At 42.5% G+C, this 14,507-nt stretch carries 16 protein-coding genes; 5 read left to right on the forward strand and 11 right to left on the reverse strand.

Annotation, left to right across the window (positions count from 1 at the left end):
- Window positions 1-186: 186 nt before the first annotated feature.
- Window positions 187-375 (forward strand): hypothetical protein, encoded by a 189-nt coding sequence (locus R3O62_RS07895; RefSeq protein ID WP_032530235.1) that lies wholly within the window; start codon window positions 187-189, stop codon window positions 373-375.
- Between the two features lie 33 nt (window positions 376-408).
- Here the strand turns inward: R3O62_RS07895 and rsgA are convergent, their stop codons facing one another.
- The 4 genes from rsgA to R3O62_RS07915 form a co-directional block, all read right to left on the reverse strand.
- Complete coding sequence (rsgA, locus tag R3O62_RS07900; RefSeq protein ID WP_005775373.1) at window positions 409-1,341, reverse strand: ribosome small subunit-dependent GTPase A; 933 nt, start codon at window positions 1,339-1,341, stop codon at window positions 409-411.
- Between the two features lie 98 nt (window positions 1,342-1,439).
- The gene (gene frr / locus R3O62_RS07905) at window positions 1,440-2,000 is read right to left on the reverse strand and encodes a ribosome recycling factor (RefSeq protein ID WP_005775374.1); all 561 of its coding nucleotides are present in this window, start codon (window positions 1,998-2,000) and stop codon (window positions 1,440-1,442) included.
- Window positions 2,001-2,171: 171 nt separating this feature from the next.
- Window positions 2,172-2,882 (reverse strand): UMP kinase, encoded by a 711-nt coding sequence (gene pyrH / locus R3O62_RS07910; RefSeq protein ID WP_005775381.1) that lies wholly within the window; start codon window positions 2,880-2,882, stop codon window positions 2,172-2,174.
- Window positions 2,883-2,955: 73 nt separating this feature from the next.
- The gene (locus tag R3O62_RS07915; protein ID WP_005775382.1) at window positions 2,956-4,275 is read right to left on the reverse strand and encodes an MATE family efflux transporter; all 1,320 of its coding nucleotides are present in this window, start codon (window positions 4,273-4,275) and stop codon (window positions 2,956-2,958) included.
- Window positions 4,276-4,412: 137 nt separating this feature from the next.
- Between R3O62_RS07915 and R3O62_RS07920 the strand changes: the two genes are divergently transcribed.
- Window positions 4,413-5,096 (forward strand): tetratricopeptide repeat protein, encoded by a 684-nt coding sequence (locus R3O62_RS07920; protein WP_032536931.1) that lies wholly within the window; start codon window positions 4,413-4,415, stop codon window positions 5,094-5,096.
- A 23-nt stretch (window positions 5,097-5,119) separates the two neighbouring features.
- Here the strand turns inward: R3O62_RS07920 and R3O62_RS07925 are convergent, their stop codons facing one another.
- The 4 genes from R3O62_RS07925 to R3O62_RS07940 form a co-directional block, all read right to left on the reverse strand.
- On the reverse strand, window positions 5,120-6,445 hold the full coding sequence (locus tag R3O62_RS07925) for a zinc-dependent metalloproteinase lipoprotein (RefSeq protein WP_269110046.1): 1,326 nt from the start codon (window positions 6,443-6,445) through the stop codon (window positions 5,120-5,122).
- 68 nt (window positions 6,446-6,513) lie between these two features.
- The gene (locus tag R3O62_RS07930; RefSeq protein WP_269110047.1) at window positions 6,514-7,269 is read right to left on the reverse strand and encodes a biotin--[acetyl-CoA-carboxylase] ligase; all 756 of its coding nucleotides are present in this window, start codon (window positions 7,267-7,269) and stop codon (window positions 6,514-6,516) included.
- Complete coding sequence (locus R3O62_RS07935) at window positions 7,253-7,609, reverse strand: MmcQ/YjbR family DNA-binding protein (RefSeq protein ID WP_005775387.1); 357 nt, start codon at window positions 7,607-7,609, stop codon at window positions 7,253-7,255. The genes R3O62_RS07930 and R3O62_RS07935 overlap by 17 nt, the downstream gene beginning before the upstream one ends.
- Window positions 7,610-7,614: 5 nt before the next feature.
- On the reverse strand, window positions 7,615-7,980 hold the full coding sequence (locus R3O62_RS07940; protein WP_005810543.1) for a YraN family protein: 366 nt from the start codon (window positions 7,978-7,980) through the stop codon (window positions 7,615-7,617).
- 82 nt (window positions 7,981-8,062) lie between these two features.
- Between R3O62_RS07940 and R3O62_RS07945 the strand changes: the two genes are divergently transcribed.
- Window positions 8,063-8,296 (forward strand): hypothetical protein, encoded by a 234-nt coding sequence (locus R3O62_RS07945; protein WP_005775389.1) that lies wholly within the window; start codon window positions 8,063-8,065, stop codon window positions 8,294-8,296.
- Between the two features lie 4 nt (window positions 8,297-8,300).
- Window positions 8,301-8,738, forward strand: a complete 438-nt coding sequence (locus tag R3O62_RS07950) for a nucleoside deaminase (protein WP_005810542.1) — start codon at window positions 8,301-8,303, stop codon at window positions 8,736-8,738.
- Between the two features lie 12 nt (window positions 8,739-8,750).
- On the opposite strand, the gene R3O62_RS07955 is transcribed toward R3O62_RS07950, so the two are convergent.
- The 3 genes from R3O62_RS07955 to R3O62_RS07965 form a co-directional block, all read right to left on the reverse strand.
- Window positions 8,751-9,041: a DUF4834 family protein gene (locus R3O62_RS07955; RefSeq protein ID WP_005823438.1), complete on the reverse strand. Its 291-nt coding sequence runs from the start codon at window positions 9,039-9,041 to the stop codon at window positions 8,751-8,753.
- Between the two features lie 62 nt (window positions 9,042-9,103).
- Window positions 9,104-9,814 carry a CDP-diacylglycerol--serine O-phosphatidyltransferase gene (gene pssA / locus R3O62_RS07960; protein ID WP_005823437.1) on the reverse strand — a complete coding sequence of 237 codons (711 nt, stop codon included), beginning with the start codon at window positions 9,812-9,814 and terminating at the stop codon, window positions 9,104-9,106.
- A gap of 10 nt (window positions 9,815-9,824) precedes the next feature.
- A complete protein-coding gene (locus tag R3O62_RS07965; RefSeq protein ID WP_005823436.1) occupies window positions 9,825-10,511 on the reverse strand; it encodes a phosphatidylserine decarboxylase family protein in 687 nt (228 codons plus the stop codon).
- A 163-nt stretch (window positions 10,512-10,674) separates the two neighbouring features.
- Here R3O62_RS07965 and dnaE point away from each other — a divergent pair, with 163 nt between their 5' ends.
- Window positions 10,675-14,469, forward strand: a complete 3,795-nt coding sequence (gene dnaE, locus R3O62_RS07970; RefSeq protein ID WP_032530229.1) for a DNA polymerase III subunit alpha — start codon at window positions 10,675-10,677, stop codon at window positions 14,467-14,469.
- Window positions 14,470-14,507: the final 38 nt, after the last annotated feature.

Consider the following 14,507-nt stretch of genomic DNA (forward strand, 5'->3'; position numbering starts at 1 on the left):
GCTCATGGGCCTTGGTATGCGGGCTTATAAGCCCGAGTATACGGGCTCATGAGCCCGGGTAGCGGGGATGGGATGAAGAACGGATCATTTTCGACTAAACAGTAAAGGAAAGCACAATGCTCTAAACAATGTATTCAGTTAATAAATACGTTCCTTAGTGTTGCTTATCAGTGTCTTAACGATTGGATGGCGCTCAAGTTAACGGGTGGAAGATGGAAGATGCGGGTGGAAGATAAACAGGCTGAAAATGCGATCTTCCACCATGTCATTGCATTGATTATTAATGGAGTAAGTGGAAAAAGGTGGAAGATGGAAGATCGAAACGTATTTTTTGTAGGAGAAGCAGTTGCTTTGCCAAGTGAAGCATTAAAATAGAATAAAGAATATTCTCTGAAAAATAGCAGAGATTCAGTATGCCGCACGGTATTTTCCTTCCTCCTTATCCTCAAGCATACTCAGATAGGAAGTATAGCGTGATTCGCTGATGTAGTGCTCTTCTACCGCTTTCCGAACAGCACAACCGGGTTCTTGACGGTGTGTGCAGTTTCCATATTTGCAGTCTGCCGAAGTCTTGAATATTTCGGGGAAGTAATGGCCTATCTCTTCCTCTTCCATATCAAAAGTGCCGAAACCTTTGATACCGGGTGTGTCGATGATATATCCGTTGCCGGGGACGGGGAACATTTCGGAGAAAGTGGTGGTGTGCATTCCTTTGTTGTGATAAGCTGATATCTCTGCGGTCTTGACTTCCAGTCCCGGGACAAGGGCATTGATGAGGGTTGACTTGCCCACTCCCGAATGTCCGGAAAAGAGAGTTACCCGGCCTTTCAGTTCCTCGCGTATGGCATCGACTCCTTCACCGGTCAGTGCGGATATTTTAAAACAAGGGTAACCTATTTGGGTATAGAGGGTGATGAGGCTGTCCAGATAATGCAGTTCGTCTTCATCATAAGCATCCACTTTGTTGAAAAGAATCTTCACCGGTACACGGTAGGCTTCTGCCGACGCCAAAAAACGGTCGATGAAGGTGGTTGAAGTTTCGGGATAGTTAATAGTCACCACCAGCATACATTGGTCGAGGTTGGCTGCAAGAATATGCGATTGTTTGGAGAGGTTCGATGAACGGCGGATGATGTAATTTTTCCGGTCTTCTATCTCATTGATAAAGGCCGTTCCTTCCTGGTTGAGTATGATTTGTACACGGTCACCTACGGCAACGGGATTTGTACTCCGTATGCCTTTCAGCCGAAAATTACCTTTGATTTTGCATTCAACCAACTGCCCGTCATCGGTTTTCACCTGATACCAGCTACCTGTATTCTTTATTACTAATCCCTTCATGTTTTATAAACTGCAAATTACAAGTTACGAGCTATAAGAAAGATTGGAGAGGCTGTGCTTGTGCACTGCACTCGTAGCTCGTAACTTGTAATTTAGAATTATACGGTCATAATTTCTTTGTCCTTTTCAGCCAGCATTTCTTCAATCTTGGCGATGTACTTATCATGAACCTTCTGCAGTTTAGCTTCTGCATTCTTTTGTTCATCTTCAGCCAAACCGTCTTTTACAGCTTTTTTCAGTGCATCTATACCGTCGCGGCGCGCGTTGCGGATACTTACTTTAGCTGTCTCGCCTTCAGCTTTACACTGTTTGGCAAGTTGTTTACGGCGTTCCTCGGTAAGAGGGGGGATGCCGATGCGGATAATTTCACCGTTATTCTCCGGCATGATACCGAGATCGGAGTCGATAATGGCTTTTTCAATAACCCGGAACATGCTTTTATCCCAAGGTTTAATTGTGATGCTGCGTGCATCGGGAGTGGTTACGGCAGCTACGTTGCTGATGGGCACCATGCTTCCGTAAGAGTCTACACGGATACCATCCAGCAGGCGTGTGCTTGCTTTTCCGGCGCGGATGTGTGCCAGTGCTTCTTCCAGATACATCACTGCCATATCCATCTTCTCTTGTGATTCTTCGATAATCGTTTTTACGTCTACCATCTTATTAAGTCTTTATAAAATTGGCACTTTGATTAATTTTGAAAACAAAAGTAGATTATTTTTTGGTTATCTGCAACTATCCCTATAAGAATAAGTGAAGAATGGGTTAATAACTGAACGTATCCTGTCCACTTATTAACCCATTCGTATTTCTTCAGATTAGAGAATTGACTAATTGTGTACCAATGTGCCAATCTCTTCTCCTGTGATTACTTTTTTCAGGTTACCTACCGTATCCATATCGAATACCACGATGGGCAGATTGTTTTCCTTGCACATACATGTAGCTGTGAGATCCATCACTTTCAATCCGCGTTTCAACACTTCGTCGTAAGTGATGGTGTCGAATTTTGTAGCAGTCGGGTCTTTTTCCGGGTCAGCAGTGTAGATACCGTCTACACGGGTGCCTTTCAGCATTACGTCTGCTTCTATCTCAATGCCGCGGAGGGAAGAGCCGGTATCGGTAGTGAAGAATGGATTTCCTGTTCCTGCCGACATGATCACGATTTCGCCGTTTTCCATACATTCGATGGCTTTCCATTTGCTGTAAAACTCACCGATGGGTTCCATACGTACTGCGGTCAGTACGCGTGCTTTCACCCCGGCAGCAACCAATGCCGAGCTGAGTGCAAGGCTGTTGATAACAGTGGCCAGCATTCCCATTTGGTCGCCTTTCACCCGATCGAAACCTTTATTGGCTCCGCTCAGTCCGCGGAAGATGTTGCCACCACCGATGACGATACCTATTTGTACGCCTTGTTCGTGAATCTCTTTGATTTGTGCGGCATATTCGGCCAATCGTTTTTCATCGATGCCATATTGCTTTTCTCCCATCAGGCTCTCACCGCTGAGCTTCAACAGGATTCTTTTGTATTTTGCCATACGAGTTGGTTGTTAATGATTTCTTTTTTTGCAAAGATAAACGAATAGTTTTAAAGCGAGATTCTTTTGAGAGTTATTTTTGTTGCATTATCTTTCTGGCGAGCAGTGCTTGTATGAATCCCCGTGAAGAGAGATAGACGATAAATGCCATCCATAAAGCGTGGTTACCCATTGAGTTATGAAATGTGTAATAGATAATGAAGAAACTGGCCGAAGCTATAAACATGGAATAGAGCATTTGGCGTGTTGCAGTCGCACCAATGAAGATGCCGTCCCAAAGGAATGCCGAGAATCCGGCAAGAGGAATAGCCAATACCCAATAGAAATAGGTTTCTGCTTCATTGATAACAGACGCTTCGTTGGTGAGTAAGCCGAGAAATGATTGTCCTCCTATGCCATAAAGTAGGGTGAAAGCGATTGAAAGACCGGTACCCCAGGCAAATAATCTGCGGACAGTGCGGTGAAGTTCCGTTCGGTTATCGGCGCCTATATAGCGTCCTGCCAATGCTTCGCCTGCGTAAGCAAAACCATCCATGATATATGAGAACAGAGTAAAAAGTTGCATAAGTAGTGTGTTTACGGCCAGGACAACTTCTCCCTGTGCTGCTCCGGCAGAGGTAAAATACATCGTTACCGCCACCAGGCATAAAGTACGTAGAAAGATATCACGATTTACCTGGAAGAAACGATACATGGCCTGTCTTTGCAGCAGGCCTTTCCACTGGATGCGTTTTCGCAGTTGCCCATAATATCGGTGCCATAACAGGAATGCCATGAAAAAACCTGCATATTGGGCAATCAGAGTACCCAGCGCAACGCCTTCTACTTTCATACCCAACAGATAGACAAAGCATAGGCTGGCTGCGATGTTGACTATATTTTGAGTGATGGCGATGTACATCGGGAAACGGGAGTTTTGCATACCGATAAACCATCCGGCAAAGCCATAAAGCCCTAACATGGCGGGAGCACCCCAAATGCAGATATAGAAATAAAGTGTAGCAAGGCGTTTCACTTCATCGGAGGTTTGGATAAAAGTAAATGCCGCTTTTAGTATGGGATATTGCAGAAGCATCAGGCAGAGAGCAATGAACAGTCCTACACCGACCGACCGTAATAGGAGTCGGGTCACTTCGTCAAGATCGCGCTTGCCGTATGCCTGAGAAGTCATTCCACTGGTACCCATCCGCAGAAAACCGAATATCCAGTAAATGATATTAAACAGCATACCTCCCACGGCAATGGCACCAATGTAGGCTGCTGACCCCAGATGACCTACAATAGTAACATCGATCAGCCCCAATAGCGGAACGGTTATATTGGAGATGATGGAAGGGACGGCTATTTGCAGAATCCGTCTGTTACCACTGCTGAGATGAAAGATTTTATCCATGGACGGGCAAAGTTACACGAAAAAAGGTGAATCTGAAAATGAAGAGAACAATAACGTTATTTAATTGGTTTTTAGCGACCGGTGAGTCGGAATAATTTCTATCTTTGTAGGAACCTAACTAAATAAGTATGAATAAGATGAAAGCTCTGACTTTATTTCTTTCCATGTTGTTTTCGCTTCCGTTTGCGCTTTCAGCACAATCGGCAGGAGAAATGCTGCAGAGAGTATCAGCCGCCATTGATAATAAACAGTGGGAACAAGCTATTAGTCTGTTCCGTCAGGCCGTGAATACGAATGTGGAAAAGGCCGAGATGTTTTACTGGACCGGGGTGGATAAGAATACAGATGTAGCCTCGAAGTTTGCTAATGAGCTGGCTTCATTCTATAAGAAGTCACGCAGCTATGATAAGGCGTATCTGTTTTATAAAGAATTGCTGCAAAAATCACCGAACGATGTAAACTGTCTTGTCTCTTGTGCCGAAATGGAAGTTTGCCGGGGTAAGGAAGCAGAGGCTTTGAAGACTTATCAGAAAGTGTTGATGCTGGATGCTGATAACCTTGCTGCCAATATTTTTATAGGTAACTACTTATATTTGAAAGCGGAACGTGAGAAGCAACGGATAGAGAATGAATATAAGAAGATAGCTGCTCCGACACGTATGCAGTATGCCCGTTATCGTGATGGTTTAAGCCGGGTGATGAGTAACGGATACGGAAAAGCAAGAGAGTATCTGCTGAAAGTTGTGAGCCGGTTTCCTTCGACAGAAGCAAGGAAGACGCTTGATAAGATACAGTTGATAGAAAAAGAGGTGAACAGATAACTATCTGTTCACCTCTTTTTCTATTATTTGATTGTGCGTATAGGTAGTTTAAGAACTTCTCCGATAGCTGCTCGGGTATTTGCTTGCTCTTTTTTAGGTCCGGGTATCAGCGGACTATATGTCAATACATGACGAATGCGGTTGCATTGGTCTTGTGTGAATTGGTCGGAGTAACTGACGGAGTAATCCATAATGTTATGGGAGATGAACTGGGCACCGTCACAACTTTCGCGTTTGACAAGATAAGCAAAAAGCTCTTTCTCAGGTATGTTACCTGCCATTGCCCACTGATATGTCATATCATAAGCATCCTTATCATAACTGGGTGTATCCTTGCAATAGTCTGTATCTTTACAACTACTTTCCGGATCTTCTGAAAAAACGTGGTGTAGTCCTAAATAATGACCCAACTCATGCGCCAGTGTCACTGTAATGTCAGTAGTGTTGTAGGCTGTGGAAGTAGATTGCTGGTCAATGAAGAGACTATTAATGGAGACACAATACGGAAAACTCAGATTCTTTAATTCCAAGTAAGAATATTTTGTTTCATTAAGCCCCTCCAGAGAGTTGCTGCCTGTAGTTGTGAATGCCAAATGAGAGATTCCTAAGGTGGTAGTATTTGACTGCGGGTCATTTGTAAAGTTATAAATCATCACGTTAATGTATCGGTTGGGGTCCCATAGATAATTTACATATCCCACTCCACCTTTTGTTGTGTCATCTTCCATGAATTTATCACAGTCAATGGGGTAGTCGTCTTTCCATTGTATATATTCTATTCCCGGAGAAGTTAATGTTTTCCCATTGGGATCTGTAGATGCCAGTGTAAAGGTTAGGTTCATATCTACACTTTGGGTCTTATCTTTATATAGTTTGTTGACCGTTTTTAATATGTCAGTTAAACGGTTTGGACTAATGTACTGTTTGGGGTCTGAACTATTCTTATATAGCACGTGGAAGATTATGGGAAGTTCATAGTGGTACGCTTCGGGATCGGTTGAATGTCCAGCTGCCAATTGTGTGACGGTTATGACCTTTTTTATTCCACTGGAAGTTACCGCAATCGTTGCACTTCTTTCAGCCGTTTCAAGGTTAGCTTCTACAACAATGCCGAGTGGCTGATTGCTTGCTCCCTTATTGGGTACGAGCTTGCACCAGGTTGAAGAACTTGCTGCTACCCACGAATCGCTACTGGTGATATTTACGGTTAGAGTAACTCCATCGCTGTCAATATCTTGAAAAAACGACTCCGACAACTCCAGTTTTGAATTATTTTCGGTATTGGAGTCTTCACAACTGACAAACAGTAGTGTTAATATGGATATTAACAGTAGGCATCTGATTTTCATAAATTAAATGTTTTTATATTTAAAACAATATTGCAAAGGTAATGTTTTAAACTAAAAAAGAAGAAGTATTATAAAATGTGCTGTACCTCTTTAAATACGTATCGGCGTATTTTGCCTGTATCGTCTTGCAAAACAAGATGACCGTCGGCTTCAACTTCTATGGTTCTGGCTATAAACTCTCCGTTCGCATCGGAATACTTATGCATACCTTCTTTTCGGAAAAGCGCCTTCTGATACCGGTGGGTTATGTAAGTGTGCTCCCCTTTTTGAAGCAGGCTGTAATATTCCATGATTCGTTGCATAACTCCTGCCAATATTCCGGAGAGTTCGTAAGTTTGGCCGGTGATTTGTTTAAGTGATACAGGATTGGGGGCGGAGCTGAAAAACTCTTCCTGGTTAATATTGACGCCAATCCCTGCAATGCTTTGGCTGATATGTACTCCCATCAAATCATTTTCAATCAATATTCCGCAGATTTTTCTTTCTTTCCAGTAGATATCGTTCGGCCATTTAATAGAGATATCTTTAACGTATGTGTCGAGTTCTTCCTTAATGGATAAAGAGATGATTTGAGATAGGAGAAATTGTTTGCGGACTTCTAAAGAAATGGGATAAAGTACGAAGCTAAACATTAGATTCTTACCTTTCTCCGATTCCCAACTGTTTCCTCGCTGTCCTCTGCCCAAGGTTTGGTAGTTAGCTACTACTGTGGTTAGTTCACTGACATCTTGCTTATTGCACAGATCGTTTAAATAATGATTGGTGGAGTCTGTCTCTTCGATATAAATCAAAGGTACAGGAAAAGACTCAGGGAAGGGCATCATATTCGGCACGTAGTTTTTTAGTGAATTTCTTCAATACTTCTTCGTAAGAATGGTCAATCAGCTGTTTTATCAATTTATCGTCGGCATCCCGGTCAAAGAAAATCTGATTCCAATATTTTTTGTTGAAATGATAAGCACCTTCGATGGCTGAATAATGTTCACGTAGTTCGATGGCATAATCAGGATTACATTTCAAAGCAATCATATTGGCTCCTTCCAAATCGATTAGTGCGAACATTTTATCCATCACTTTCAGTACAAGTGAGTATTCATCGAATGGGAGGCATTCGGTGACTGCTTTTTTCTGAAGGCAGTATTCTCTGGCTGATTCTATATTCATACTATTTAAAATAATGGCGGGTAAAACGCCTCTTTTATATGTTCAATTCTGAAATTTCCTACTTTACCTACGACAGTAATAATATCAAATCTTACAGATGCGTCTATTTGGAAAAGCTTAATATATGTATCGGCTGCGATTACGGTTCGCCTGATTTTCTGTGGAGTAACAGCATCCTGAGGTAATGCAAAGTCCGTGTCGGTACGTGTCTTTACTTCCACAATTATCAGTTCACCGTTTTTGGCTGCCACAATGTCCAGTTCCAGATGTCCTTTACGCCAATTCCGATGACGAATGGTATATTCGTGCTGCTCCAGATATTGAACAGCAGCATCCTCTCCGGCCTTTCCTAACAGATTATGTTCTGCCATATAATTTTAGCATACTATTTTTTGCAAATTTACTCTTTTTCTTCTTTGAAATTACAGAAGTAAAAGTAAATTTGCAAAGAATATGAGAAAGAGAGATAAAAAGTGTAATAAGGCAACTCTTGACGAACCTAAACGGGAACGCAGGATGAGTATATTGCTAAGCGAAGATGAGCAGCAGATTGTAGATCGTTATCTGGATAAGTATAAGATAACGAATAAATCGCGTTGGCTTCGTGAAACGATTCTCATGTTTATACATAAAAATATGGAGGAGGATTATCCGACTCTTTTTGGTGAACACGATATGCGGCGTTAAGATTATGTTGGACGATTCTTATTTTATGAAACAAGCTCTGGTTGAGGCTGCTAAGGCCGGCGAACGTGGAGAAGTCCCAGTGGGAGCAGTTGTCGTATGTAAAGAGCGGATCATTGCTCGTGCACACAATCTGACTGAAACATTGAATGACGTGACAGCCCATGCCGAAATGCAGGCTATTACTGCGGCAGCCAATGTCCTTGGAGGAAAATATCTGAATGAATGTACGTTGTATGTTACTGTAGAACCTTGTGTGATGTGTGCCGGTGCTATTGCCTGGGCACAAACTGGTAAATTGGTTTTTGGTGCTGAAGACGAAAAAAGGGGGTACCAGAGATATGCTCCAAAGTCCCTTCATCCCAAAACTGTAGTTGTCAAAGGGATACTCGCCGATGAATGTGCCAATCTGATGAAAGATTTTTTTGCGTCTAAAAGAAGGTGAATTTTTATATTATCAATCTTTTATCTCTTCATAATCCACATATTCTCCTTCATTGTCATCAAAAAGTTTTTTGTGCTTGTTAGCTCCGGTTTCAGTAATGATTTCCTCTTTATCGTTAGCTTGTGTCGGACGATAGTATCTTTGCCCCGAATTACTGTGTGTCGAATTCTGGCTTCCGGAACCGGAGGCAGATGAGCGTTTCCCCAGTCCGAAGATGGCTCTTAACACACTTCCTACAAGGGCCAGTCCGATAATGATAACGGCGATAACGATAATGAATAAAAATCCTAAAATGTGAAACATAGGCTATTTGTTTTATGCATTGTTTAAAATTTGTAGTACAACAAACGTGCCAGAAGGATTGTTTATTTATTTTTTCTTGTTAAAAGTGAAAGAATGATATACCATACAATAACCGCTGAGAATCCGCTGATACCCAAGAACAGCAACAGTGGAATGCAGACTATCAGGAATATGAAACTAATCTTATTGTCTTTCCAAGAAAGATTTTTAAATTTCAGGGAGAACATGGGGATCTCAGCTACCAACAACCATGAAAAAAGCATTACCATTATAATAAGGTATATAACATTGCAGTGAGCAAGTAAGAATTCTTTGCCTCCTACAATAAGTGCACCCCAATATAAAGCGTTGGCAGGGACAGGAAGACCGATAAAGGAACTCGTTTGGCGTTCGTCTACATTAAAGTTGGCCAAACGGAGAGCTGAGAATATCGAAATAAGAAAAGCCAGATAAGGAATATACTCTTTTACGCCTGCCAGAAAGTCGGGATACATAAGTCCGGGTTCTTTCATGAATGAAAAAACAAGTATAGCCGGAGCTACGCCGAAGCTGACATCATCGGCCAAAGAGTCCAATTCTTTACCAATAGGAGAGTAGGCATGAAGCAAACGTGCCAACATACCATCGAAAAAATCGAAGACAGCACTCAAGATGATAAAAGTGACAGCCAATTCGTATTTGGCTTCAAAGGCCATAACACAAGCAATGCATCCTGAAAATAGATTCAGGCAGGTCACTGTGTTGGGTATATGGCGGATAATAGCATTTGCCATTGTTCGTTTTTTATTTTAATTTGGCGATAACGGTTTGGTTACCGGTTGTCAATTGTCCCATACTAACACAAATCTCAGTGCCCAATGGCAGATATACATCTACACGGGAACCAAATTTAATAAAGCCCAGATGTTCGTCAATATAACATTCCTCACCCGGCTCGGCATATGTTACGATGCGGCGTGCCATTGCACCGGCTATTTGCCGTGCCATGACCTCTACACCCTCGGGAGTTTCAATAACAACCATTGAACGCTCGTTCTCTGTGCTGGCTTTCGGAAGCCATGCTTTCATGAACTTGCCGTTTTCGTGAGAGACTTTTTTGACGACTCCATCCACCGGGTACCAATTGGCATGTACGTTTAGAATGCTCATGAAAATGGATACCATGATCCGGCGGTCATGAAAGTATTCATGTTCGTCTACCTCTTCAATAACTACGATTTTCCCATCGGCCGGTGCAACTACGATCCTTTCAGTATCTTGTCCGAACAGGCGGATCGGGCAACGGAAAAAGTTAACCATCAACAGATAGACTATAACACTGACCAAAGCCATCAGGTAGAATGGTATTTTACAATCAATTCCCCAGTAAAGGGCTGCATTTATAATTAGTAGCAGAAAAAAGCTACCCCATAAAATATGTGTTCCTTCACGGTGAATTCTTATCTTTTTTAATTTTTTAAGTCGACCCATTTGCGCTATTTAATGATAATTATCCGCAAAAGTATACTTATTTTAAAAATCCAGCAAGCATTTGCAGATAGAAATGACTTATGTTGATAACTTTTTGGAGTTTATCTTTGTTAGTAGCTACAGACATTGTAATTTTATGGCTTCAAATTATCAACCTATAACTATGCAGGATTTCGTTCATTTACACGTCCATACGCAATATTCTCTTCTGGATGGCCAAGCCAGTGTCAGTGCGCTTGTCGATAAGGCCATAAAGGATGGAATGAAAGGTATTGCCGTTACGGACCATGGAAACATGTTCGCCATCAAAGAGTTTACGAACTATGTGAATAAGAAAAACGGGGGTCCGAAAGGAGAAATCAAGGACCTGAAGAAACGGATTGCAGCCATTGAGGCCGGTGAAGTGGACTGTGCGGATAAAGAGGCTGAGATTGCTGATTGTAAAGCTAAAATAGTGGAGGCGGAGGGGCGGTTGTTCAAGCCCATTATCGGTTGCGAAATGTACGTGGCCCGCCGGACTATGGATAAAAAGGAAGGAAAACCCGATCAAAGCGGGTACCACCTGATTGTGCTCGCCAAAAACGAGAAGGGGTATCATAACCTGATCAAATTGGTTTCACGTGCATGGACCAAAGGCTATTATATGCGCCCCCGTACAGACAGGAATGAATTGGAGAAATATCATGAGGGCTTGATTATCTGTTCGGCATGTTTGGGTGGTGAAGTTCCCAAAAAGATAACTCAGGGATTGTTGGCGGAGGCAGAGGAAGCTATTCAATGGTATAAGAATCTGTTTGGGGACGATTATTATCTGGAAATGCAGCGTCATAAAGCAACGGTGCCGAAAGCTAATCATGAAGCATATCCATTGCAGGTGAATGTGAATAAGCATTTGATAGAATACGCCAAAAAGTATAATGTCAAGTTGATTTGTACAAATGACGTTCATTTTGTCAACGAAGAGCATGCTGAAGCCCATGACCGGCTAATCTGTCTGAGTACGGGAAAAGACCTTGATGATCCCAACCGGATGTATTACACTAAGCAGGAATGGATGAAAACGAAAGCAGAGATGAACGAACTCTTTGCCGACGTGCCTGAAGCATTAAGTAATACTTTAGAAATTCTGGATAAGGTAGAATATTATTCGATCGATCATGCACCGATTATGCCTACTTTTGCTATTCCGGAGGATTTCGGAACGGAAGAAGGGTATCGGCAAAAATATACGGAAAAGGATCTTTTTGATGAATTCACCCAAGACGAAAATGGCAACGTGGTGTTGAGTGAAGAAGCAGCTAAAGATAAAATAAAACGTTTGGGAGGATATGATAAACTGTATCGTATCAAGCTGGAGGCCGATTACCTGAAGAAGTTGACTTTCGACGGAGCCAAGAAGTTTTATGGCGATCCGTTGTCACCGGAAGTAAAGGAACGCTTGGTCTTTGAGTTACATATTATGAAGACGATGGGTTTTCCGGGCTACTTCCTCATTGTGCAGGACTTCATTGCTGCCGGACGTAATATGGGGGTATCCATTGGACCGGGACGTGGTTCGGCTGCTGGGTCAGCCGTGGCCTATTGTTTGCAGATCACCAAAATAGACCCTATTAAATACGATTTGCTGTTTGAGCGTTTTCTGAATCCCGACCGTATTTCATTGCCGGATATTGATATTGACTTCGATGACGATGGTCGTGGCGAAGTGCTTCGTTGGGTGACGGAGAAGTATGGGCAGGAGAAGGTAGCACATATCATTACATATGGTACTATGGCAACAAAGCTGGCTATCAAAGATGTTGCACGTGTACAAAAGCTTCCGCTTGCCGAATCGGATCGTTTGGCCAAACTGGTTCCTGATAAAATTCCTGATAAAAAACTGAACTTAAAGAATGCTATAGAATATGTGCCCGAATTGCAGGCTGCCGAAGCGTCACCTGATCCATTGGTAAGGGATACGATGAAATATGCCAAAATGCTTGAGGGAAACGTGCGGGGAACCGGTGTACATGCCTGTGGTACCATTATTTGCCGTGATGATATTACGGACTGGGTGCCGGTCAGTACGGCAGATGATAAGGAGACCGGCGAGAAGATGCTGGTTACCCAATATGAAGGTTCGGTGATTGAAGATACCGGACTGATTAAGATGGACTTTCTGGGGCTGAAGACTTTGTCTATTATCAAAGAAGCCGTCGAAAACATCCGTCTGAGTAAAGGCATGGAACTGGATATTGATTCTATTTCAATTGAGGATCCTGCAACTTATAAACTTTATAGTGATGGACGGACTATCGGTACATTCCAGTTTGAATCTGCCGGTATGCAGAAATACTTACGTGAGTTGCAGCCGTCTACTTTTGAGGATCTGATCGCGATGAATGCCCTTTATCGTCCGGGTCCAATGGACTATATTCCTGACTTTATCGACCGTAAACATGGACGTAAGCCTATTGAATATGATATTCCTGTCATGGAAAAATATTTGAAGGATACGTATGGAATTACGGTTTATCAGGAACAGGTCATGCTTCTGTCACGTCTTTTAGCCGATTTTACCCGTGGGGAGTCGGATGCCCTCCGTAAAGCGATGGGTAAGAAACTGCGTGATAAGCTGGATCACATGAAACCTAAGTTTGTTGAAGGTGGAAGGAAAAACGGGCATGATCCGAAGGTACTTGAGAAAATCTGGGCGGACTGGGAGAAGTTTGCTTCGTATGCGTTCAATAAATCACATGCTACCTGTTATTCCTGGGTTGCATACCAGACAGCATACCTGAAGGCTAACTATCCGGCTGAATATATGGCAGCTGTCATGAGCCGAAGTTTGTCGAATATTACTGATATCACCAAACTGATGGACGAGTGCAAAGCAATGGGAGTGCAGACGCTTGGTCCGGATGTGAACGAAAGTAACCTGAAGTTTACGGCAAACCGGAATGGAAATATCCGCTTCGGGCTGGGGGCTGTAAAGGGAGTCGGTGAAGCTGCTGTGCAAAGCATCATGGAGGAACGAAGGGAAAATGGTCCTTTTAAAGGTATTTTCGACTTCGTTCAGCGTGTCAATTTGAATGCTTGTAATAAGAAGAACATGGAGTGTCTGGCTCTTGCGGGCGGATTCGATAGTTTTCCTGAGCTGAAACGTGAACAGTATTTTGCGGTGAATGCCAAAGGCGAAACTTTTCTTGAAACATTGATGCGTTATGGTAACCGTTATCAGGCGGATAAAGCTGCTGCCGTTAATTCATTATTCGGAGGAGACAATGTGATTGACATAGCGACTCCCGAAATTCTTCCGGCAGAACGTTGGAATGATTTGGAGAGGTTAAATAAAGAAAGAGAATTGGTCGGTATCTACTTGTCGGCTCATCCGCTTGATGAATATGCCATTGTGTTGGAACATGTATGCAATACCCGTATGATCGAACTTGATGATAAAGCTGCTTTGGCAGGAAGAGAAATAACGATGGGAGGTATTGTTACCAGCGTGCGTCGAGGTATAAGTAAGAATGGTAATCCTTATGGCATAGCCAAAATAGAAGATTACTCCGGTTCTGCCGAGATACCTTTCTTCGGAAACGATTGGGTTACTTTTCAAGGCTATTTAGGTGAAGGGACTTTTCTGTTTATCAAAGCTCGTTGCCAGCCTAAACAATGGCGTCCCGATGAACTTGATATTAAGATTACTTCGATGGAATTGCTGCCCGACGTCAAGGAACAACTGGTAGAGAAGATTACAATTCTGATTCCGCTTGCCGAACTTAATTCGAACTTGGTTACGGAACTTGCCACTTTGACGAAAGAGTCTCCAGGAAATACAGAACTTTATTTTAAGGTAACAGATACGGATGGAAAGATGTATGTAGACTTGATTTCTCGTCCCGTTAAACTTTCGGTAGGTAGAGAATTAATTTCCTATTTAAAGGAACGTCCCGAACTTGCGTTTCATATAAATTGATTATCTTTGCCCCATAACAGTGATGGATACTTAATAAC

The organism is Bacteroides hominis, assembly GCF_033042785.2.
Classification (GTDB): Bacteria; Bacteroidota; Bacteroidia; order Bacteroidales; family Bacteroidaceae; genus Bacteroides; species Bacteroides hominis.